Source organism: Fibrobacter succinogenes subsp. succinogenes S85, assembly GCF_000146505.1.
GTDB classification, from domain to species: Bacteria; Fibrobacterota; Fibrobacteria; order Fibrobacterales; family Fibrobacteraceae; genus Fibrobacter; species Fibrobacter succinogenes.
Genome location: NC_017448.1, coordinates 3,611,115 through 3,633,552 on the forward strand (window position 1 = coordinate 3,611,115; position 22,438 = coordinate 3,633,552).

At 49.4% G+C, this 22,438-nt stretch carries 15 protein-coding genes; 8 read left to right on the top strand and 7 right to left on the bottom strand.

The features are described 5' to 3' along the window. Window positions 1-17 precede the first annotated feature (17 nt). Window positions 18-878: a pseudouridine synthase gene (locus FSU_RS14870; RefSeq protein ID WP_014547169.1), complete on the bottom strand. Its 861-nt coding sequence runs from the start codon at window positions 876-878 to the stop codon at window positions 18-20. Beyond that, complete coding sequence (hisC, locus tag FSU_RS14875; RefSeq protein WP_014547170.1) at window positions 842-1,951, bottom strand: histidinol-phosphate transaminase; 1,110 nt, start codon at window positions 1,949-1,951, stop codon at window positions 842-844. Before hisC ends, FSU_RS14870 begins: the two co-directional genes overlap by 37 nt. A gap of 177 nt (window positions 1,952-2,128) precedes the next feature. On the opposite strand from hisC, the gene FSU_RS14880 reads away from it, so the two are divergent. Next, the gene (locus tag FSU_RS14880) at window positions 2,129-3,820 is read left to right on the top strand and encodes a pectate lyase family protein (RefSeq protein ID WP_014547171.1); all 1,692 of its coding nucleotides are present in this window, start codon (window positions 2,129-2,131) and stop codon (window positions 3,818-3,820) included. 5 nt (window positions 3,821-3,825) lie between these two features. Here FSU_RS14880 and FSU_RS14885 read toward each other — a convergent pair whose 3' ends face one another. Next, window positions 3,826-4,698, bottom strand: a complete 873-nt coding sequence (locus tag FSU_RS14885) for an arginase family protein (protein ID WP_015732343.1) — start codon at window positions 4,696-4,698, stop codon at window positions 3,826-3,828. Between the two features lie 160 nt (window positions 4,699-4,858). Between FSU_RS14885 and FSU_RS14890 the strand changes: the two genes are divergently transcribed. Beyond that, window positions 4,859-5,353 carry a nucleoside deaminase gene (locus FSU_RS14890; protein WP_014547173.1) on the top strand — a complete coding sequence of 165 codons (495 nt, stop codon included), beginning with the start codon at window positions 4,859-4,861 and terminating at the stop codon, window positions 5,351-5,353. A gap of 11 nt (window positions 5,354-5,364) precedes the next feature. Here the strand turns inward: FSU_RS14890 and FSU_RS14895 are convergent, their stop codons facing one another. The 4 genes from FSU_RS14895 to FSU_RS14910 are packed head-to-tail and all read right to left on the bottom strand — an operon-like array spanning window position 5,365 to window position 8,129. Beyond that, entirely contained in the window at window positions 5,365-6,315 is a 951-nt protein-coding gene (locus tag FSU_RS14895) for a radical SAM/SPASM domain-containing protein (RefSeq protein WP_014547174.1), read from the bottom strand. Further along, the gene (locus FSU_RS14900) at window positions 6,312-7,304 is read right to left on the bottom strand and encodes a tRNA-dihydrouridine synthase family protein (protein ID WP_014547175.1); all 993 of its coding nucleotides are present in this window, start codon (window positions 7,302-7,304) and stop codon (window positions 6,312-6,314) included. Before FSU_RS14900 ends, FSU_RS14895 begins: the two co-directional genes overlap by 4 nt. A 2-nt stretch (window positions 7,305-7,306) precedes the next feature. After that, a complete protein-coding gene (gene rdgB, locus FSU_RS14905; protein WP_014547176.1) occupies window positions 7,307-7,933 on the bottom strand; it encodes an RdgB/HAM1 family non-canonical purine NTP pyrophosphatase in 627 nt (208 codons plus the stop codon). Between the two features lie 4 nt (window positions 7,934-7,937). Next, window positions 7,938-8,129, bottom strand: a complete 192-nt coding sequence (locus FSU_RS14910; RefSeq protein WP_015732344.1) for a TM2 domain-containing protein — start codon at window positions 8,127-8,129, stop codon at window positions 7,938-7,940. A gap of 88 nt (window positions 8,130-8,217) precedes the next feature. Here FSU_RS14910 and FSU_RS14915 point away from each other — a divergent pair, with 88 nt between their 5' ends. The 6 genes from FSU_RS14915 (at window position 8,218) to FSU_RS14940 (ending at window position 22,424) form a co-directional block, all read left to right on the top strand. Then, on the top strand, window positions 8,218-10,170 hold the full coding sequence (locus FSU_RS14915; RefSeq protein WP_014547178.1) for an alginate O-acetyltransferase AlgX-related protein: 1,953 nt from the start codon (window positions 8,218-8,220) through the stop codon (window positions 10,168-10,170). 14 nt (window positions 10,171-10,184) lie between these two features. Continuing rightward, window positions 10,185-10,934 (top strand): transglutaminase family protein, encoded by a 750-nt coding sequence (locus tag FSU_RS14920; protein ID WP_014547179.1) that lies wholly within the window; start codon window positions 10,185-10,187, stop codon window positions 10,932-10,934. A 96-nt stretch (window positions 10,935-11,030) separates the two neighbouring features. Further along, window positions 11,031-13,877, top strand: coding sequence for a TIGR02171 family lipoprotein (locus FSU_RS14925; protein WP_014547180.1), 2,847 nt, complete (start codon window positions 11,031-11,033; stop codon window positions 13,875-13,877). Beyond that, window positions 13,874-16,624, top strand: coding sequence for a TIGR02171 family lipoprotein (locus FSU_RS14930; protein WP_014547181.1), 2,751 nt, complete (start codon window positions 13,874-13,876; stop codon window positions 16,622-16,624). The genes FSU_RS14925 and FSU_RS14930 overlap by 4 nt, the downstream gene beginning before the upstream one ends. A gap of 37 nt (window positions 16,625-16,661) precedes the next feature. Then, window positions 16,662-19,421 (top strand): TIGR02171 family lipoprotein, encoded by a 2,760-nt coding sequence (locus FSU_RS14935; protein ID WP_015732346.1) that lies wholly within the window; start codon window positions 16,662-16,664, stop codon window positions 19,419-19,421. A gap of 63 nt (window positions 19,422-19,484) precedes the next feature. Next, window positions 19,485-22,424 carry a TIGR02171 family lipoprotein gene (locus FSU_RS14940; protein ID WP_014547183.1) on the top strand — a complete coding sequence of 980 codons (2,940 nt, stop codon included), beginning with the start codon at window positions 19,485-19,487 and terminating at the stop codon, window positions 22,422-22,424. Window positions 22,425-22,438 lie beyond the last annotated feature (14 nt).

A 22,438-nucleotide genomic window follows, 5' to 3' on the forward strand; every position in this document is an offset into this window, starting at 1 on the left:
GTTTAATTGATGGGTGCTTAATGAAGGTTTATTTTTCGAATCTCGCCCTGCTTTAAATCGCCCAATTCGTAATTGCAAAACTTGATGCGCACAAGGCGCAAAACTTCGTAGCCGAGCTTCGCAAGCATGCGGCGAATTTCACGATTCTTGCCTTCGTCCAAGGTGATTTCTAACCAACAGTTCTTTTCGCCTGCGCTGTAGAGCTTGGCGCTGACGGCGTGCATGAACTCTTCGGGTTCGCCAAAGACGCGAGGCGGTACATTGAAACCCGCTTCCATTTGCGAAAGTTCTTCGGCGGTGGGGTGCCCGTTAACCTGAACGCGATAGATTTTTGTGTGGATGGGGCCGCGCGACTCTCGTTCTACGCATTTGTCGTCTCTCGTCTTTCGTCTCTCGTCTTTCGTCTTTAATAAAGCGTCTGCCCATTGCGTATCGTTTGTAAATAGCAAAAGCCCTTCGCTGGCGGCATCGAGCCTGCCCACGGGCGATATATGCGGCACAGGCTTGCCGGGGAACATCTTGGCGTATTGCTCGCGGAAAAGGTCCATGACGGTTGCGCGCCCTTTTTCGTCGCTTGCCGTAGTGACATAGCCGCGCGGCTTGTTCATCATAAAGTAAACGAACTCGCTTGCCTTTACGGGCTTTCCGTCAACGCAAATCTCGTCATTTTCGCGGGCGGGAGTGTCCGGATCGCGGACGATTTTACCACGCAAAGAAACCCGGCCCTCGCGGACCAGGTTTTCTGCTTGGCTTCTGCTACAAAAACCGCGCTTAGAAATCACACGGACAACGCCGTGAGCTTTGGCGCTAGGCGCGGGCTTCGCGCAGTCTCTTTCTCGGTTTACTTGCCGAGATATGCCTTGATGTTTTCGAGGCATTTCTTGTTCTGAGCTTCGGTACCGACGGTAATGCGGAGCACGTCACCCATAGCCGGCTGCGGACGGATGATGGTGCCCTTGGCCTGCAAGAACTTGAAGGCGTCCATCGGATCCTTGAATCCGCTGACGGCGATGAAGTTTGCATGGCTGTCGACGTAGGGGAGGCCGAGTTCCTTGAAACCTGCCTTGAGCTGTTCAAGACCCTTCTTGTTGAGTTCGCGAACCTTGTTCACGTAATCCTGGTCGTCAATAGCGCCGATAGCTGCTGCCTGAGCGATGCTGTTCACGTTGAACGGTTCACGCACGCGGTTGATGAGGGCGACGATTTCCGGGCGGGTGATGCAGTAGCCCACGCGGAGACCAGCGAGACCGTAGATCTTGCTGAACGTACGGCAGCAGATGATGTTCTTGCCAGCGGCGATGCGGCTGTTGAAATCCGGAACGAGTTCCGGCGTGTCTTCGATAAATTCGGTGTAGGCTTCGTCCATCACGAGAACGCAAGTTTCCGGGAGGCTGTCGGCGAAGTCGAGGATTTCCTTAGCGGTGAGGTCAGAACCGGTCGGGTTGTTCGGGTTAGCGAGGAACACGATGCGGGTCTTTTCGTTCACGGCGTCGCGCATAGCCTTGAGGTTGTAGTTGTATCCCGGAGCGGGCATGTCAACTTCAACAATCTTGGCGTTCATGGCCATCGTGGCAAGCTTGTAAACAGCGAAACTGTGGTTGCCCATGACGGCTTCCGTGCCGGGGCCGAGGAACACCTGAGCGATCATGTCCAAAAGTTCGTTACTGCCGTTACCCACAGCAATCTGTTCGCGGTTCACGCCGCGGAATTCAGCAATCTTTCCGATGAGGTCGTAAGAACCGCCATCCGGATAGAGGTTCACTTCTTCCAAAGCCTTGCGAGCTTCGGCCATGCCCTTCGGGCTCGGGCCAAACGGGTTTTCGTTGCTGGCGAGCTTGTCAATGTCTTTCGGGTCGAGACCGAATTCACGAGCGGTGTAGGCGATGGGTTTGCCGGTCACGTAGAGCGGCTGCTTCAAAATGTGCTGTTGTGCGAGCTGATTGATATCCATAGTTGTTATTTGCTAGTTATAGTTATTGATTATTTGTAATCCGTAAGGAATAATAGCAATTTTAGTTTCGTCGCTTGGTTTCTTTGACAAAATGTCTAGAAATTTAATTCGGAATTGCGCCCTATAATGGCTTTGGGAATATAAATTATATGTTGGAAAAATAAGGAATTTATTGAGATGTTTGAAGCTTCGAATCGAATTTTAGCGGTGCTGTGCGGACTTGCTGTTTGTGCGTCTGCAGCGGTGGATCAGTGTAAATCGATTGGCTGGGCGACTCGTTCGGGCCGTACATCGACTGAATTTAATGTAACCGGTGGCGGAAATGCAACACCCATTACAGTGACGACCTTTGCCGATTTGCAAAAGTACGCGAAGGATTCTTCTCCGCGTGTGATTTACATAGACGGTACGCTTGGCGATGGCTGGAGCGGGCGAACGGGGGACCGCTTGAATATCACGGGTTCCAACAAGACCATCATCGGACTTAAGCCGGGGACTGTGCTTAAAGCGCCAATTCACATCAGCAAGGCTTCAAACATTATCGTCCGCAATATCGTGATTCAAGGGCCGGGCAGTAATGCTGAGCAGGCTTGGGACAACCTTACCATTGAAAATAACGGTTCCAAAAATATATGGATTGACCACTGTGAATTCTGGGATGGTCAGGATGGCAATGCCGATGTGGTAAAAGGTGCAGATAACGTAACATTTACGTGGTGCATTTTTGGCTACAAGAAAAAGAGTTCGCACAACCTTTCGAATCTCATCGGCAGTTCTGACAATGAACCCGAAAGCGAAGGCAAGCTGAATGTGACCTACATGTTCAACTGGTGGCAGGCAGCCAACCAGCGCAAACCACGCTGCCGTTACGGAAACGTTCATGTGGTGAACAACTTGCTTACGGGCAATGCTAGCATCACAAACGGAACCGATGTGCTTGGCGTTTCGGCTGGCCACATGTGCAAAGTGCGCACGGAACGCAATGTATTTATCAACGAAGCAAACCCAATTTATACGGGCAATGCGAACGGCACGGGCGTGAACGAAGTCATCGACAATATTTTCACGAATTGCTCGGGCAATACAAAGGGAACGGGGACTTCTTTTACACCGCCGTATGAATACACGAGCTTTATGCTCAAGGCGAGCGAAGTCGAAGCTGCCGTGAAGGCAAATGCGGGCGCTACGCTCAAGAGTCCGACGGAATGCGATGCCAATTATGTGGAACCGGAACCGCCGACACCTGATAAACAGTACCAGGCCGAAAAAGGTACGATTACAGGTGGTGTTTCTGAAAGTAGCAATGGCGGCTACCACGGCGATGGCTATGTGAATTTCGATAAGGGCGGCGATGTCGTCGTGAATGTGAAAGTCGATACGGCTGGCCAATATCGCTTTGATATCGATTTTGCAAATGGCTCCAGTGAAGCACGCTCTCTTGCGATTTCTGCTGGTTTAGATACGGCAACGACATCTTTCAAGACAACTGGTGGCTGGACCGTCTGGGAAACGGCTGAAGTCTTGGTGAATCTTGCCGCAGGCGAAAATGCTGTGAAGTTTGCAACCGTTGGCGGTAATGATGGCCCGAACATCGACCAGTTCGATGTAACGCTTGTGAAGGCTGCGGAAAAAGATTCATCGGAAGAAAAGACTATATCGATTCGTCCGAAAACAGCTGCTGTGGTTGAGCCTAGCGTTTACCGCGTCGACATTTTCGATACGAAGGGCGCGTTGGTGCGCCGCATGAATGTGGAATCTGCGAAAGTCAGCGATGTCGCCTGGATGACTCGCGGCTTGCCTGCTGGCTTGTATGTGATGCAGCTGAAGAACGCAAATACGGAACGCCGCAAGTTTATTACTGTGAAGTAATACTTTTAAAGATTATTTAAAAACTCGACAAGGTCTCGATTCAGCTCGCTGTTGAGCGAATCTGCCTCTTGAACGGTGTGGTGCTCGTCGCCTTCAAAATCGTGGGCGCGTTCGCCGCAGATGTCGATGCCAAGAATTTTGCGACCTGTGGTAAGTGCGGTGATGCTATCTTTGAGGGCGTCAAACGTAAGCGTGCCTTGATCCCAATTGGTGGCAGCATAGACTGGTGATAGGGCGTCCTTGTCGATGGAAATGTAGAGATTAGACGAGAAAACGTTCACAGAATCGCTGCAGATTATAGACGGGAGTGTGCTGAGTTCGCTTTCTTTGATGAACGTAACCTTCTCTAAAATATTTGCTTCCCCGGATTGCGAAAGCTCTTCGCGGACGGTTTCAACGAGTTCGTCTTTAACTCCGATGATGATGACGTTTTGGATAAACTTGTTGTTTTCAAGGACTTCTTTGACCCAACCGCCGCAACTTAAAATTCCGCCAAAGCGGGGCGGTTGCATGTCGGGATGGTGGTCAAATACAATGAGCGTGAATGATTCTTGAACTCGGTCGGTCCAGAGCTTGCTCATGTAATGATAATTGCCGTTGTCAAAAAAGTGAATACCTGGTTGTGGCGCAATGTCGCTTGTGGAATTGTCGCGATTCTTGATATTGCGGTCGCTTTCACTCTTGCTGTTGCTTTCTGCGTTATCAATCAATTCGTTAATTTCCTTGATGGCGTCGTCGTCGCAGTAGCAGTCGGTTCCTACGATTTTCGTGCAGTTGAGCCAGCGAACGTCCTTGCTTGTTTCTGCGGTGGCGCGCAGTTCTTGCATAAAGGCTTGCTCGGCATAAACGCCCGTGAAATCTTGAACCGTAATCATCATTGCCAAAAAATAGTTAAAAATCCATTGCCTTGGGCGAAAAAGGCGGTGCCTGCTCAGTGGCTGGCATGACAGACTTTGGGAAAAATAGCGTGTTTTGAAGTTTTCCTGTTGTTGATTTTCCCAATGTTTTTGATTATTTTAGTGAGGTCAAGGAGTTTTTATGCAAGAAGAATTGAAGAATATCACGGACGAAGACAAGCGTTTTATGCAGATGGCGATTCAGTTGTCCGTTGACAATGTCGATAATGGCGGCGGTCCGTTTGGTGCTGTGATTGTCAAGGATGGCGAGGTCGTGGCAACGGGCGCAAATCGCGTTGTGCCGAATAATGATCCGACTGCTCATGCTGAGGTGACTGCAATTCGCAATGCTTGCGCAAAACTCGGAACGTTCATGCTGGATGGCTGTACCGTTTACACGAGCTGTGAACCTTGCCCGATGTGCCTGAGCGCTTTGTACTGGGCCCGCGTCAAGCGCATCTGCTACGCCAATACAAAAGTTGATGCTGCTGCAATCGAATTTGACGATTCCTTTATCTATGACCAGCTTGACTTGCCGTACGAAAAACGTGCTATCAAGTGCGACCATTTTATGCGAAACGATGCGCTCGTCGCATTCAAAAAGTGGGCGACAAAGACGGACAAAACCCGTTATTAATTTGAATTCGCTTATTTAAACCGTTTGCAAAAACTGCAGGTTTGGCAAAAAGGGTGGCGTAGTTCATGCTGCGCGAACCCTTCTTTTATATTTAGCGCCATTGGGCTGTTGATGATTTCGGCAAGGCTTTGTTCGCCGATGTGACCGAGCGTAATTTGTCCGCTGTGATCGAGGCAACAGGCGACAACGCGACCGTCATGGAGAATCGCTACGTGCGTGTCTAGCGCGCGGCATGTACCTGCGACGATTTCCTTGCCTATCCTCTCGTCTTTGACGCCTTCGGCGTCAGACAGTAAGGCTCGGTCATGCCAACAAGTAAACTTGTTGTCGCGACTCTCGCCTCTTTCGTCTATACTAGGCCATTCAAATCTTGTGTCTTCGTGCAGATAAAGTCGACCGGTTATGTTGAAACTCTTGTGGCGACTGCAGAAATGCCCGGGCGTGATATCAACGCCAAATGTCTCGTGGATGCGCATAAGCATGTAGCTGTTCCACGAGGAGGCTTCTTTGGCGCCGACGTTCCACAATCGTAAATTGATGTAGAGATCGGGGCGTTCAACAATCGCAAGACTGCAAAAATCAAGGACGTTTTGCAAATGTCGTTCAGCGGTTTCGCGGGGGAGTTCCGCGTAGGCATGCGTCGAAAAGTTGACTTGGCGAACGGAGGGCGAGGCTAGAATTTGGTGACCTGTGCGCTCAATTGTGGTGCCATTTGTTGTGAGCGTGAGTTTTAATGGTGTTAGTTCTAACTTCTTGACGTAATGCGCAAAGCCGGGATGGAGCGTGGGTTCGCCGAGAACATGAAAGTACACATTTGTTGCGTCGATTTCTTGAGCGCCTGCGATGCAATCTTCGAACAGCTTGGAATCCATGAACGTGCGGCTCGCGGGCTCCTTGCCACAGGGGCAAAAGCTACAATGCAAATTGCAAACGTTCGTGATTTCGATGTAGACGCTGTTCACGAGAGCTCCCTCATTGCCATAATTGCTTCTTGGTATTCGCTGAGTTTGCCTGCTTTCTTGATTTTTTTGAAAATCTTTTTGGGAATGCTTGGCTCAAGGTATTCCCAGAAACTTTGTACGTGCGAGAGAATTTGGCTGTCGCCTTGGTACGTTTTGCAAGCGTGGTCAAATATGATCTGGTGCATTTGGAAAAGCTTGCGGAGAAAATCCTGCGGGTCGGCGCAGTTTATATCGCGCAATTCCTTGTAATCCGCGGCCATACTTGGTCTCGCAAGCATTCCTCGTCCAATCATCACGCCGGCAAGCTTCGGGTAGCGTCGTTCCATTTCACAGATTTGCGAAACGCTTGTGATGTCGCCGTTATAAACGAGCGGATGGCGGCATTCCTCATAAAACTTTTCAAATGATTTGAAATCGATTGTGCCTTTGTACTGCTGTTTGCCGAGTCTTGGGTGAAGTGTGATTTGCGAGAGCGGCGCTTCGTTTAGAATCGGGAGGATGGCAAAGGCTTCGTCGGGGGTGTCTTGCCCAAGCCGCATCTTGACGGAAAATTTTACCGGCGCAGTTCCGTTTGCGTTAGATATTTTCCTGATCTCGTCCATTATTTCTTGGACGGTTTGCTTGTCGTTTAAGATTCCTGCTCCACGATGACGGTTGACTTGCATCGGGAAGGGGCATCCCATGTTGAAGTCGATTTCCGTGTAGCCTTTAGCGATTAGCGCGTCTGCGAGGATTTTAAATTCATCGACGCTGTTCGCGATAATTTGCGGAATCTCGCGCGCATTCCCATTCACGAATCCCGCGCAGTTCCCTTCGCGCGCATTCTTATCAAACGAATTTAAATCTCGCAAATCTTTTTCGCGCGGTTTCCCGTTTTCAATTCGCAAGAAAGGTGCGTAATAAGCATCAACACCGCCAAAGATTTCAGCGTGGGCTTTTCGATAAATGCCCGTCGTGTAACCTTGTAGCGGTGCAAATAGAATTCTCAAATTTATTTCCCGAGCGCTTTTTTCAAAGCCCTAATGGCGTTTCCGCGATGGCTGATGACCTTCTTTTCTTCAAGCTCCATTTGCGCGAACGTTCTCGTTTCACCATCCGGAACAAAAAGCGGATCGTAGCCAAAGCCCATGTCGCCAACAGGAGCGTGGTTGATTTCGCCGCGGCATTCGCCTTCAAAAATAATTGGCTTGCTGATGACAAATTCACCTTGTTCGTTCTTGGTCACGGTCTGGTACGAAAGAGCGCAGAAGTAACGAGCCTTGCGGTCTTCAACGCCTTCGAGCTTTTGCATCAACTTGACATTGTTGGCTTCGTCATCGCCGTGCTTGCCGCAATAGCGGGCGCTGTAAATGCCCGGTTCGCCGTTCAAAGCGAAAACTTCAAGACCGGAGTCGTCGGCGAGAACGGTCGCTTCGATGTTTCGCTTGGCGAGCCATTGAGCCGTTGTATTCGACTTGATGATGGCGTTTTCGGCAAAGGAATTTCCGTCTTCAACGATGTCTTCGTCAAAACCGATGTCTTTCAAAGTCTTGAATTCGTAATGGTCTGTGCCCAAAATATGGGCGAAGTCTCTAATTTTTCCGGCACTACCGGTTGCAATAACAAAAAGGTGTTTCATAGAATTAATAATGTTCCGGTTTCATGACGATCAAGATGGCGTCAACGACAACGCCTACGCCAAAGAGACCTGCGGTGCAAAGCCACAGAATGCCTGTCCAGATTTTTCCTTCGTAAAAACGGTGCAGACCCAGGTATCCGAGAAGAATGCAGAGGGCGAGAGCAATCCACTTGTTGTGTTCACCAGTAGCGGGCATAAAGACTCCTTTTTTAACGATATATAATTTAGAAAATTCATAGCCCCACATCCGTACTTATATTTTTATTATAATTCCTGACGTGAAAATGAAAAAATTATCTCTTTCCTTATTGAGTCTCGCAGGGCTTTCTGCGGGCATGTTCCTTGCGGCATCCTGTGCTGCTCCGTCTGTCAATCCTTCCGTGCAGGCTAATGATGCTGCTCCGACGATTCACGTCCCGGTTTATGCGGCTCCTGTGACCGTCTTCGAAATGCGCGTGCTCGACAGGGATAAGCAAGTCCGCGTCGTCGAAAAGCCAACGCTTGCCGCTCTTGATTTTGCGGCGTACTTTGCAAACCCGATCCGCATGGCGGGCATGGATGAAAAGCCTGAAAATTACACGGGCAAGATGGCAAATGCAAAGCTTGAGGAATTCCCGTTCCCGATGCTCGACTCGATTTCGGATTATGAGCCTGCCGCGGTTGCCGGTGTAGCCCCGATTGCGTGGGAACCGTTTGCGAAGATCCTTTACGCGCAGACTGGTGATGATGCTCTTGCAAAAGCCTTGAATGAAGTCGAGGCGGTCAAGTGGAATGAACCTGATGTGTTCCGCGCTTTCCAGACGGTAAGTCGTTTGTGGGGTGTGCCTGGAACGGGCGAAAATCAGGGAAAGATTGAATGGTGGGCCGAAGTCATGCCTGCCGTTTGGACTGGCCGTACTCCGTTCTACGGTAAGCTCAAGGTCGTTTCGGGTGGTGAATCTGCGGAAGTCTTGAACTACTACATGACGGCCGAGATGAACAATGAAGAGGCAATGAATTGGGCCCGTACGCTTTCGTCTTATTGGTACCCGACTTTGAATACGGACTTGGAACAACATACACCTGGCGCCATTTGGGAAAACTCAAGTGCGAACCGCCCGTTTGCGGTGATGCGCGGAAACCCGATGGGGAGCCCGATGTGGGTCGCATTTGAAGTTCCTGCTTTCCGCTTGACGGATGAACAGTTGCGTGCCGCTGCTGTTGCCGATTCTTTGGCGGCTGCGGGTGAAGTGGTGCCGGTGAACCGCACGCTCGATACGAGTTCTTATGCTCGCTTGGAAACGCTTGCCGCTATGGAAAATAGCTGCCCTGCAACGCCTGCGACAAAGAAGTTCCGCGAAGCATTGAAGAAAAAACTGGCGAAGCTCCCGAAGGAACAGAATGCCTGGGCTGATAACGGAATGCTCTGGTTCCGCCGCAATGCAAACTACCTCGTTGCAGACAAAATTAGCGGTCAGGATAGCCTCCACAATCCGCTCCCGAGAATGATTGAACTCAAGCAGTATCTGGATTCCATGAATGTACAGCTTCTCGTGGTCCCGGTTCCTGTGAAAGAAGAAATCTATGCAGACAAGCTTGTAAAGGGTACGCCTGCGGACTTGTGCGTAAACGTAAACGGTCGTGAATTTATCCGCGAAATGCTCGCTGCTGGGATTGATGTGCTCGACCTTTACCCGTCTCTGATGGCGGCCCGCAGTGGCGATGACGCTCCGCATTACAGCTACCAGCGCTACGATACGCACTGGGCTTTGCCGGGCATGCTTGCCGCAATGGAACAGCTCGCTTCTCGCGTGACGCAGTACAGCTGGTATGCCGATGCCAATCCGCAGCCGGGTAGCCTCGTGATGAAGGATACGGTTGTGCTCCGCGAAGGGGACTTGGTCGCTCATTTGCCGGATAAGGAAAAATCCAAGTATGCCGCAGATACTCTTGCAGGCATGAAAATCTACAAGGGCGATAAATCTTACAAGGGTGGCAAAAATGCTCCGATCCTCTTGATGGGTGACTCGTTCACGGGCGTGTTTGAATCCGTGGACCAGAAGAGCGGTGGCCCGGGTTCCTTGCTTGCTTATGCGACGGGGCTCGACGTTCAGGTGCTTACGAGCTGGGGCGGAGGCCCTGGCGTTCGCGCTCGCCTCAAGAAGATGAAAAAGGACATGCTGAGCAAGCGTCTCGTGATTTACATGATGACCGCTCGCGACTACTGGCAAAGCCCGATGGAATGGGACGGAATTTAGACGAAAGACTAAAGATGAATCTCTCGTCTCTCGTCTCTCGTCTCTCCTCTAAACTATTTTGGTGGCTTTTCTTCGCGACGCTCGTGATTGCACTCCCGTTTTTGCTTTGGAACGGGAAAAGCGAGTCCATGAGCTATCGCGAAATGGCGTGCGTATTTGAAGAACGCGCGCCGGGCTGCCTTGATTCCATTAGTGACTGGCATGCGGGACTTGCTTACTTTGATAGTAGTGTTGCGGCGACTCACGACACTTTGCAATCCCTGAAAAACCTGCTTTGGCAATTTTGGAATATCGAATTTGCCGGGGCGGGCGAGGCCGCTGTTGCTAAAGATGCTGTGCTTCCGCTTCGCGTTCTTGCAAACAAAAGATCGGGTTGCATGGGACTTTCGTGGCTTGCGCTCATGGTGGCGCAGTCGCGTGGTTTGCCTCTCGACGCTATTCTCCTTCCGGGGCATGTCTTTTTGCGTTACGGCTCCTCGGACAGTTTTGTGAATTTGGAACCGAACCGTCGCGGCTTTACCTATACCGATGAAGAATACCGTGAAAAGTACAAAAAAGGTCCTTGGACCGGCCTTGAATTTAAACCGCTTGAAACGCGACAGTTTATAGGGCTTGCCGCGTTTGATATCGGCAATTTGTACCTTGAAAACGACATTCCGCGTGCGCTCACGTGGTACCGCATGGCCGAAGAATTTTTCCCAGAATATCCGGGAATTGAGGCTAATCAATCCATTGCGAAAAATAGATTGCCAAATCCATTTTGATTACTTATTTTAATTGAAGAATCTCTGTTTTTAAGGGGAAAACGGTCAGAGAACGAGTGGCTTGGGTTAGCTTAAAAAGCTATTTTTAAGGAGAATATGTCTAAGTCTTTTGCACATACCTTCTTCTTTGAAAAGGTACTTTTTTTAGTACCGTTTTTACTCGTTTTTTCTGGTTGTGATACTTTTTTTGGTGACCATGTGTGGCTTAATGCTCCCGTTGAAACGGACAACGCTCACGATGGCCTAATTCTCGTAAGAGCTTCGAAAGTCAAAAATTCAAGTGGTGGAACGCTTTCGTATTTGGGAACGTATGCGGCTAAGGCAAAGGCGAGTGAACGTCCGCAATTACGTGCCGCTTTGAACTATGATTTTTCCATGGGTATGCACGAGGTCACTTGTGCCGAGTTTAAGAGCATCATGGGGACGACTTTTGACGAACGGTGCAATGGCGAAGAGTCTGATCTTTTGCCGGTGACCAAGGTGACGTATTACGATGCCGTTCTTTATTCCAACGAGCGCAGTAAACGTGAAGGCTACGATACCGCCTATACTTACACATCCACGTCGGTTGATGTCACAGGTAGCTGTATTACGATGGAAGGGCTCGTGTTCCATCCGGAGGTCGATGCTTATCGCTTGCCGACCGAAGCGGAATGGATTATGGCGGCAGACCGTGACTGGAATCCGTCTGGCGAATGGAATGCGTTAAATTCAGATTTTGAACCGAAAAAAGTCTGTTCGTATGCCCGCCTCCGTGGTGATTTTTGCGACATGGGCGGTAACGTCAAGGAATGGGTTGCGGACTGGCTTGGCTATTTCAAGGATACGACCATTACTAATTACGTCGGTGGGCCTGACGGTGGCGTGCTTGGCGAGCGCGTCATCAAGGGCGGCAGTTATCGCAATGATCCTTCGGCGATTAAGCTTTACGGTCGAGGCGATGTCTACATTGTCACTTCGGCGACAAAGTCGGACTATCTCGGTTTCCGTCTGGCTTTTGGAAAAATCCCGAATGCAGTTTGGATGGGGCGTGATGGTCATGCCCGAGACAGTCGAATCATCCCGATGGCAAGTGCGACCGTTGTCAAAAACAACCTGGATACGTACCGCACCAAGCTCGTTTTCCGAAATGATGTCACGGGCAATTTGGCGTATGTTGATTACGTCAACGGGACGCTTTCTGTGACTGAAATTTCTGATTCCATTGATTCGTTCCACCCTGATATTTCTCCGGATGGCAGGCTTGTCGTGTACTGCACGGGAATGGAAGGCGTTTCTGGAAAGTCCGAGGCGTATATCCGTGCGCTTTCTACGAGCAACGCAAAACCTTTGAAAGTCAAGGTCAATGGTAACGTTTCGATCCCGCGTTGGCGAGTGCTTGAAAATGGCGATACGGCGATAGTCTATGTGTCCGATGCAGGGAACAACAAAAACGATGGCGAATTCAAGTCCAAGAGTACGTGGCTTGTCAAGTATGGCAATGGCCGTTTTGGAACGCCCCAAAAACTTTTTGACGGAGCGTACCATGGTGGAATTTCTAGTGATAACAGACTGGCGGTGACGGGTGCGCGACTGTTGCGTGCGCGTGTGGCTCCTGCGGGTAAAACGCTCGCTGATGGGCGCGATACTGTTTGGTACAACGGAGAACAGGCTTGCAATGTGTCTCTTGCTAATGATGGTTCCAAGCGCGTGGCGTTCCTTGATTTTGGCGGTAAGACCGGTGCCGAATTTGTGGGTAAGAGTTACGGGACTCATGAACGTTTGCTGATTGCCGATAGTACAGGAAAACTCATCAAGGCGATTGCATCTCCGGAAGGCTTTAGCTTTGACCATGCGGAATGGGCTTTGAACTATGCCGGCTCAGATTCTGATGGTGGCTTTATTGTGGCGACTCTTACGAATGCCAATGGTGCCCATACAAAAGTAGTCCTTGTGAATGTGGGGGATGGCTCTATTCTGGATTTGGTCGAGGGCGATGAACTTTGGCATCCGAGCATTTGGCGCCAAAAGATCAACGTGCCGGAAACGAGTAAACTGGATCCGGACAGTGCGGGCGTTTACCTGTACCCATCAGATAAGTGGGAATCCGTCATTATGCGCTATAAGATGAATCTCCTGTGGAAATACCGCGACTCGGCTAACGTCGCTATTTTGGGATCGTCGAGGCCGATGTTTGGTGTGACTCCGCTTAGTTTTGACAAGAAGTTCTTTGCCGTTAATTTTGGACAAACTCCAAACTCAATTTACATGTCCAGGGATTTCTTGAACAACTATATCTTTAGGCACATGAAAAATCTCAAGTATGTTGTCGTTTCTCTGGATATTGATTTCTGGCATAAGATTGATGGCCCGGGTGGGGACAACTTCTTCTATACGGATTTTGAAAATTATCCGGGATACGTTTATGACCGCAACCATGAATTCTGGGATGCGGGCTATCCGGATGGCTTGCTGGAATATACCGAGAGCTCCGTGGGTTCATCGGACGAAAGTTATTACATGAAGGATAGAGGCCGCTATGCGAATGCGAATTGCGGTTCCTGGCGTGAAGAACCTGAAATTGAACAGGATAGCGTCTACCTCGATGATCATTGGAATTTGATTGACGATAGCAAGGCTGCCCTTATGACTATCATTAAAGAAGCGGCGAAGCGCGATATCCGCGTGGTGGGCCTCATTTTCCCGCAGAGCCCAGCGTATGCAAAAACCGGGGCGTTTGGCCGTTATGGACTCCGCCGCAGTTCTGCCAAAAAGTTGATTAGCGAGCTTGAATCCTTGCATAAGGAATACCCGAATTTTGTGTTGATGGATGAAAATAAAATGGGCGAGCATGACTATACAGACTTGATGGCTGTAGACGAAGACCACCTTTGCTATGGCGGAAGTTATATACTCACGTCTCGCTTGAACCGATTGTTATTATCCTGGGAGGCTGAAAAATGAAAGGCGGAATACAGATAAATGTGAAATGCTTTGCATTTTTGGCGCTGGTTCTTTTTTTGTGGAGTTCCTGTAGCGATAGTAGCGATTCTCCATCTTCTGGGGAACCGTCAAATTACGTGACGAGTGTTGACGGTTTTGTTTATGTCAATTCCAAAGGTAATTCAACGTTCTTGGGGACGGATGTTAGCGGAGCCCGTAAGAGTGATTCTCCAAAGATGGAAGTGCATTTCACATACGATTTTTATATCGCCGAACATGAAGTGACTTGCGGCGAGTTCCATGCACTGCTTAAATCGTCGGGCGAAAAGTGCGAAGGCATGTATCGCGATAAGAGCCCCATCACAAACGTGACGTTCTTTGATGCTGTACTCTTTGCCAATGCCAAAAGTAAAAAGGAAAATCTAGATACCGTCTATACGTACACGAGCGCTTCTTTTGATGCTTCGGGGAGTTGCGATAACTTGGTTGGACTTTCGTTCCACGAAAATGTAAAGGGCTATCGCTTGCCGACGGAGGCCGAATGGGTTTATGTGGCTAGCCAGGGCTGGGACCCTGAAAAGGGCTGGAACAGCGTCAATTCGGAATACAAGTTCCACGATGTTGCAACGTCTCCTGCGAACGAACTTGGAGTTTACGATATGGCGGGAAATGTTCTGGAATGGGTGAATGACTGGCTCACTTATTTTACGAAAGAGCCGGTGACGAATTTTGCAGGCGGTGCTGATGAAGGTAGCCTTGGTGAACGTGTTGTCAAGGGCGGTAGCTATAGAAACGAGTCTTCTGCAACGACTTTGTACAGCCGCGGTGACGTCTATACGGTGATTTCTTCGACAAAGGGCGATTATCTTGGATTCAGGCTTGCGCTTGGAACGATTCCCGATGCTACATGGCTTGATGAAAGCGGTACGGTGAAGGAATCTATTGTGAAGTCGGATGTGTCCGTTTTTGAAATGAAGCACTTGACGGGAACTTTTGAATCCAAGCTGGTGTTCCGCAATGATATTACGAGTAACTTGTCCTTTATTGATTTTGGAAGCGGAGTTGTTTCGGTCATTGAAATTGAGGATACGCAGAAGGCTTACCACCCGGATATCTCGCCCGATGGAAAGCGCGTGGCTTATTGCACTGGCTTTGAAGGGACGAATGGCAAGTCGAGTATCTACGTGCGCAACTTGAATGCAAAGGGGACGGACCTTGTCAAGCTTGAAGTTGAAAATGCGGCTATCCCTCGCTGGAAAATTCAGGAAAATGGCGATACGGCAATTGTCTATGTGACGAGTGCCGCAAATAACAAGGATGACGCAGCTTTTGCGGAAATGAGCACGTGGCAGGTCCCGTTTAACAATGGTAAGTTTGGAAAACCAAAAAAGCTCTTTGACGGTGCGTACCATGGTGGCGTGAGTGGAACCAAGCAGCTCGCTGTATCGGGGGCTAGGCTGTTGCGTGCTCGCGTGGCTCCGTACGGAAAGACTGTCGCAAACGGAAACGATACGGTGTGGTACAACGGGGAACAGGCTTGCAATGTCTCGCTTGCTAATGACGGAAGCGATAGGACGGTGTTCCTTGATTTTGGCGGCAAGACGGGTGCGGAATTTGTCGGATCTTCATACCGTACGCATGAACGCCTCCTGGTGGCTGATGCCAAGGGAAAACTTATCCAAAGTGTTGCAGCCCCGAGCGGCTATACGTTTGACCATACGGAATGGGTACTGGGCGGTTCAAATTATGTTATTGCAACTCTCGCCAATGCTAGCGGCGCTCACCAGAAAATTGCGTTAATTAACTTGTCCGATAGTACGGTGCAAGTCTTGGTTGAAGGCGATGAACTTTGGCACCCGTGCCTGTGGCATTCGAAAAACAACTATAGCAGCAAGGATTTGAATACGGATAGTGCGGGCGTCTATTATTCGTCAAGCGCTTATTACAGCGCATTGGAACTCCGTGTCAAGATGCAGAAGTTCTGGGAAAATCGCGACAGCATTACGGCTTTGGCGCTCGGCTCCTCGCGTACGATGTTTGCCTTGCACGATAAGAGTATCAAGTCGCACAACTTGCTCAACATGGCGTATTCCGCCGGACAGCTGACGGGTATGTCTTACCTGTTCATCAACTATGCGCTGACCCATCTCAAGAATCTAAAGGTCCTGGTCCTTGAAATGTCTCCGGACTTTTTATGGTACGACGGGTTTACGACGTGGATTAACGTGATATACAACAAGGTGCCTGGCTTCAAGTACGATGAAAACCACAACTTCTGGGCCGATGGTTTGCCGGAACATTTTGTCGACGCAGTGAAGGTGACTCCCCGCCCAGAAACGGCTTTACAGCACCCGTACGACCTGGAAGACTTCCTTTTACCGGATAATTCCTGGGGTTTTCCGGTATTTTTGAAGGATTCTGCAGATTGTAATATGGATTCCCCTGTATTTAAGGAAAATTTTGTTTATTTTAAGTATGTAGTGGACGTGGCCCGCCAGAAGGGGATTAAAGTTGTTGTGACTGTATTCCCGCAACATCCGGGCTACGCTTCGACAGGCTCGTTTGGTGTGTATGGTCCGAGGCGGAGTTCTGCGAAGGAAATTATTGATTCGGTGAAGACGATGGATGTTATTCTGTTTGATGAAAATAAGTTTGGTGCTCACGACTATACGGACAAGATGGCGTATAACGTCGACCACTTGAGCACTTCGGGAGCAGAACAGTTTACGCATCGGTTGGATTCGCTGCTTTCAAAATTGAGCCAGTAAAAAGTCGATAAACATGTATGAAAGAAGGGGAGAAATTATGAGATATCTTATAGCGATTCTGCTTGTGTCTTTGTACGCTTGCACCGATTCCAATAGTACCTATGGATTTGAAAGTGATGTTGTAAAAACAGTAGAAGACTCCCTTTCGGGAATGTTGCGCGTGTCTGGTAACGTCACGGCGCACTTGGGTACGAACGACATTACGGCAAAGGCGACCGAACGTCCGCAAATGGATGTCCTGCTGACTTATGATTTCTCAATCGGCAAAAGCGAAGTGACTTGCGGTGACTTCAACGCCTTGATGAAACCTGCGACCGGACTCAAGGTGAAGTGCATTACGAACATGTACCCTGCAACGGATGTTACTTATTACGATGCTGCGCTTTACGCGAACGAACGCAGCAAGTCTGAAGGCATGGATACCGCTTACACGTATGTCGGGACTCAATTTGATCACGAAAAGCACTGCACGAATCTAGACGGTTTTGCTTTCCACCCCGAGGTGAAAGCTTACCGATTGCCGACAGAAGCGGAATGGTCGCTCGTGGCTCAATCCTATAAGAAGCACGCGGGTGGCTGGACTTCTGAAAATTCGGATTACACGCTCCATGAAGTCTGTAACAAGTACGACAGCCAAACGAATGTCTGCGACATGATCGGTAATGCGATGGAATGGGTGAACGACTGGTATGGCGAGTTCCTGGATACGACTTTGACAAACTATGTGGGCTCTCCTGATGCGGGCATGTTCGGCATGCGCGTGGTCAAGGGAGGTAGCTATAAGAATGCGGCAAGCTCCATCCATATCTATAACCGTGGAGATGTGTACCCGGTCACCTGTTCTAGCCATGTGGATTACGTGGGTTTCCGTTTGGCGTATGGCTCTATCCCTGATGCGGTTTGGCTGGGTTCTAATGGTCATCCAGCGACGAGTCGCGTGGTTTCGCTCATAAATTCAACGGCCATCCGTTCTCAGACGGGTACATATAAAGTCAAACTGGCTTTCCGTGACGACCTTACGGGAAACCTGGCGTATATTGATTACTCAAGTGGCGCTTCTGTTGTGAACGAAATTGTGGATAACATCCCCGTGTACCATCCTGAAATTTCGCCTGATGGCAAAAAAGTTGCTTTCTGTACGAATATTGAAGGCCTTTCTGGAAAGTCCGAAATCTATGTCCGCGACTTGAATACTTCGGGAACGAACCTCGTGAAGCTTGATGTTGAAAGTGCTGCGATTCCGCGTTGGCGCGTGCTTGAAAACGGTGATACGGTCATTACTTATGTGACGGATGTCAGCAACAACAAGGACGATGCAACCTTTAAGGCCGCTTCGACATGGCAGGTAAAGTTTGCCGATGGAAAATTTGGCAAGCCCGAAAAGCTTTTTGATGGCGCTTATCATGGCGGTGTCAGCGAAGACGATCGCCTTGCCGTGACGGGCGCTAGACTCTTGCGTGCTCGTGTTGCAAAGGCGGGCTCGACTGTCATGAGTGATGCTGTCGATACAATTTGGTACAAGGACGGTGACGAGGCTGAACAGGCTTGCAATGCATCGCTTGCCAAGGATAGCAGCAAGCGTACCTTGTTCCTTGATTTTGGCGGCAAGACGGGGCAGGCTTTTGCCGAAACGAAATATGCAGTGCATGAACGTTTGCTTATCGTTGATTCAACGGGTGCGCTTGTTCAGTCTATAGGCGCTCCGAGTGGCTTTACGTTTGACCATAGCGAATGGGCTTCTGGTGTCCGTAACATTGCCGTTGCGACTTTGACAAACGTCAATGGTGCGCATACAAAGATTGCGTTGATTAACTTGTCAAAGAATGAAATTATTGAACTTGCCGAAGGCGATGAACTTTGGCACCCGTGCCTGTGGGTGAAAAAGGATTTTGACCTGAATGATGATTTGCAACTCAATCTCGATAGTGCTGGCGTGTACTATAGGGAGGGGCAGGACTGGGCGCACATTTCAATGGGCTACAAGATGTCGCTTTTGTGGCGCTACAGAAACGATGTTGAAATTCTGTGCGTCGGTAGCTCGAGAACGGAAAACAGCGTGGTGGTCACGTCGATTACGGCAGGATTTGCACTGAACACGGGCCATTCGGGTAACGACATGAACGCTTCGCTTTACGTGGCCGAAAACTATGGCCTCAATCACTTGAACAAGCTGAAGAGTATCGTTGTGTCCCTGGATTTGGACCTTTGGCACAACTCTACGGAATATACGGAAATTTTGATTGCGACGACACCGGGTTTTGTGTACGATGCTAGCCACGGATTCTGGACTTCCGGCTTGCCGGACGGTTTCTTGGATGCGGTTGCACTTTCTTCGCAGTATTCCGATGTGGCGAGGACGATTTACGAACCCTCGCGTGGATTCTTCAGCGCCGATGGCTCGGGCTGGGGAACCGCTTCCGTGGAACTGGACTCTAACTGGCATGGTGATGCCGGCATGCAGAAGATTGAATGGAATATCAAGCGCCTGAAGGACTTTATCGTCAAAACGGAACCTTTGGGTGTAAATATTGTCGGTGTGATATTCCCGCAGAATCCGGGATATCGCAATACCGGTTCCTGGGGCCGTTATGGTCCGAGACGCTCTGTTGCCAAGGACATTATGGATTCCCTGAATAAGTTCCAGAAGCAGTATCCGCATTTCCATGTGCTTGACGAAAACAAGAACGGTGAGCACGATTATGCGGACGATTGCGCTGTGAATACGGACCATCTAAGCTTGATAGGGGCAGCCAAGGTGACGGGGCGTATAGATTCCCTGCTGAAAACGTTGAAGTAATAATGTATTTGACGTTATTCTGGGTGAAGGAAAGTTTGTATATTAGTTCCAAGGAATCATAATATGAAAATTTTTGGAATGAAAGATACTCTTATCTTAAGCGTTGCCGCTTTATCTATAATTTTCCTGGAATCCTGCTCGGATGATTCTCCGACTCAGACAGAAATGGGGTCGTCCCTTGTTTGTTCCTTAAGGGACAATTGCCCCGGTGCTGATCTAAAAGATGACTTTGCGCTTGTCCGGTCTTCTGGAAAAACTATAGTAGTAGGCACGAATAACAAAACGGCTAAAGTCAATGAACGCCCTGAAATGGACGTCAAGTTTGATTACGATTATCAGCTCGGTTTGCATGAAGTCACCTGTGGCGAATTCAAGGACTTGATGAACGGAAAGAACGGACTTTCGCTTGAGTGCTCTCAGAGTGTGGTTCCTGTGGTGAATGTCACCTATTACGATGCGGTCCTTTTTGCCAATGCCAAAAGCGTCAAGTTCAAGTTAGATACCGCTTATAGCTATTCCTCGGCTGAATTTGACAAGAATGGCCATTGTGTGCTTCTGGAAGGGTTCAAGTTCAATCCGAATGTTGATGCTTACCGCTTGCCAACCGAAGCGGAATGGATTTTTGCGGCAAGCCTTTCGGCCAATGTTGAAAAGAGCTGGAATGCCGACAATTCTGATTTCAAGGCTCACGAAGTTTGCAAGAAAAAAGACGAAAACGGCTTTTGCGATCTATATGGCAACGTGACGGAATGGGTCAATGACTGGCTCGGGAATTTCCGCGATACGACGATAACGAACTTTGTGGGCGCTACAAATGGCGGTAGCCTTGGCGAACGAGTGATCAAGGGCGGTAGCTTTAGGAGCGAACCTTCGGCGATTAACGTGTATGCCCGTGGAGATGTCTACACCGTTACGGGTACGAGTTCTTCGGAATATCTCGGGTTCCGACTTGCGTATGGAAAGATTAGCAACCCGGTTTGGCTTGATGCTTCGGGCGAGGTCGTGGCTTCGAATATGTCTATTGTCACATCTTCGAAAAAGATTTCGTCCATTTTTGGAGTTTCGCGTTCTAGGCTTGCGTTCCGCAATGACGTGACCGGAAACTTGGCCTATGTCGATTTTGCAAAGATTTCACCGACCATTGTTGAAATCAAGGATTCTCTGGGCGTTTATCACCCCGATATTTCTCCGGACGGCAAGCGTGTGACGTTCTGCACGGGGCAGGAGGGAATTAGTGGAAATTCTGCAGTCTACGTGCGCAATCTGGATGCGGAAGGGACTGGCCTTGTAAAGCTTGACGTGAAGTCGGCTGCGATTCCGCGCTGGCGCGTGCTTGAAAACGGCGATACGGTGATTGTGTACGTGACGGATGCCGGCAATAACAAGGACGAATCTGTGTTCAAGGCAGCATCTACATGGCAGGTGAAATTTGCAAATGGCAAGTTCGGCGAACCTTCTAAGCTTTTTGATGGCGCTTATCACGGTGGAATCAGCGATGATGAAAAGTTGACGGTCTCTGGAGCGCGTTTGCTCCGTGCTCGAATTGCAGCGAAGGAATCAACGGTAAAGTCGAAAGCCGAAGATGAAGTTTGGTATGGTGGCGAGCAGGCTTGCAATGCTTCGCTTAACAAGACGACGAAAAAGACGCTCTTCCTTGATTTCGCAGGTGAAACTGGCACGAAGTTTGTCGGCTCGAAGTACCGCACTCATGAACGTATGCTCATTGCCGATGATGGTGGCAAGCTTGTTTCTTCTGTTGCTGCTCCCAGTGGCTATACCTTTGACCATAGCGAATGGGTGCAGAATGACGAAACGATGGCTGTCGCAACGCTTACGAATGCCGATGGCGCACACCAGAAAATTGCCTTGGTGAATACGAAGGATGGCTCTATCCTGAATCTCGTCGAAGGCGAGGAATTGTGGCACCCGAGTTTCTGGACTCCGTCGGATAAGACTCCGGTTGCCTCGGACTGGGATGCTGATAGCGTGGGCCATTATGTGTCGGCCGCGAACCAGACAAATTACCTGCTTTCGCACAAGATGCCGATGTTCTGGAAACTGAAGGATACGGTGGAAGTGGTTGGCCTTGGCAATTCCCACTTGTGGGCGGGCTTTGCCGCTCCTGAAATGAGCAAGCCTGCAATGAATATGGGTGTTGTGCCGTGCGACATGCACTGCATGCACTACCTCTTTAAGAATTACGTCTTGAACCATTGCCCCAAGGTGAAATACGTTGTGTTGAGCCTCGATATTGACTTGTGGTACAACATTGACCCGCGTACGGATATCAATGCGGGCATGGGTGGCGCACTTGGCTTTGCATACGACCAAAGTCATGAATTCTACCCGGAAGGTGTTGATGACAAGTTTGTGGAAATGGTCATGGATAATGCCTCGGATGATATTGGTGAAATCCTTGATGCACATGGCTGGCATGCTGCCACGGAAAATCTCGGCTGGACTGATGAAAACGGTGTTTCTGTCATGAACGGTGATTCTACTTGGAGCGATTGCCTGTTCAACAAGAACCTCGCCAATTGCCTTGTAGATATGGACCAGAATACTTGCCTTTCCACCTACACGATGGATGTCTGCGTGCCGGATACGAACTTGAACATGTGTCTTGCCAAGTCTGAACTGAACCAGTGCCTGGCAATTTTCTCTGGCGATGTCGACAAGCTCAGGGAGTTGGTGCGCCTAGCCAAGGAAAACGACATTACGGTGATTGGCGTGATGTTCCCGATCAGCCCGTATTACAAGAAAACGGGTACTTATGGCCGTCACGGGATGCGCCGCAGCCACGCCAAGGCGTTGATTGATGAAATCGAAGCCATGACCGAAAGCAAATCAAATTTTGTCATCATGAACGAGAACAATTTTGGCGACCACGATTACTCAACGTCTTTGGCAAATGATGCAGACCATTTGAATAAAGACGGTGCCAAGAAAATCACGGCTCGCATTGATGAGTTGATCAAGTCGCTGGATGGCAAGTCCAAATAAATTCTAGTAGGTTG

Bases quoted from the DNA above. Each gene is read 5' to 3' on its own strand.
- FSU_RS14870 (WP_014547169.1), bottom strand. From the start codon at position 878: ATGCCTCGAAAACATCAAGGCATATCTCGGCAAGTAAACCGAGAAAGA.
- hisC (WP_014547170.1), bottom strand. From the start codon at position 1,951: ATGGATATCAATCAGCTCGCACAACAGCACATTTTGAAGCAGCCGCTC.
- FSU_RS14880 (WP_014547171.1), top strand. From the start codon at position 2,129: ATGTTTGAAGCTTCGAATCGAATTTTAGCGGTGCTGTGCGGACTTGCT.
- FSU_RS14885 (WP_015732343.1), bottom strand. From the start codon at position 4,698: ATGATGATTACGGTTCAAGATTTCACGGGCGTTTATGCCGAGCAAGCC.
- FSU_RS14890 (WP_014547173.1), top strand. From the start codon at position 4,859: ATGCAAGAAGAATTGAAGAATATCACGGACGAAGACAAGCGTTTTATG.
- rdgB (WP_014547176.1), bottom strand. From the start codon at position 7,933: ATGAAACACCTTTTTGTTATTGCAACCGGTAGTGCCGGAAAAATTAGA.
- FSU_RS14910 (WP_015732344.1), bottom strand. From the start codon at position 8,129: ATGCCCGCTACTGGTGAACACAACAAGTGGATTGCTCTCGCCCTCTGC.
- FSU_RS14915 (WP_014547178.1), top strand. From the start codon at position 8,218: ATGAAAAAATTATCTCTTTCCTTATTGAGTCTCGCAGGGCTTTCTGCG.
- FSU_RS14920 (WP_014547179.1), top strand. From the start codon at position 10,185: ATGAATCTCTCGTCTCTCGTCTCTCGTCTCTCCTCTAAACTATTTTGG.
- FSU_RS14925 (WP_014547180.1), top strand. From the start codon at position 11,031: ATGTCTAAGTCTTTTGCACATACCTTCTTCTTTGAAAAGGTACTTTTT.
- FSU_RS14930 (WP_014547181.1), top strand. From the start codon at position 13,874: ATGAAAGGCGGAATACAGATAAATGTGAAATGCTTTGCATTTTTGGCG.
- FSU_RS14935 (WP_015732346.1), top strand. From the start codon at position 16,662: ATGAGATATCTTATAGCGATTCTGCTTGTGTCTTTGTACGCTTGCACC.
- FSU_RS14940 (WP_014547183.1), top strand. From the start codon at position 19,485: ATGAAAATTTTTGGAATGAAAGATACTCTTATCTTAAGCGTTGCCGCT.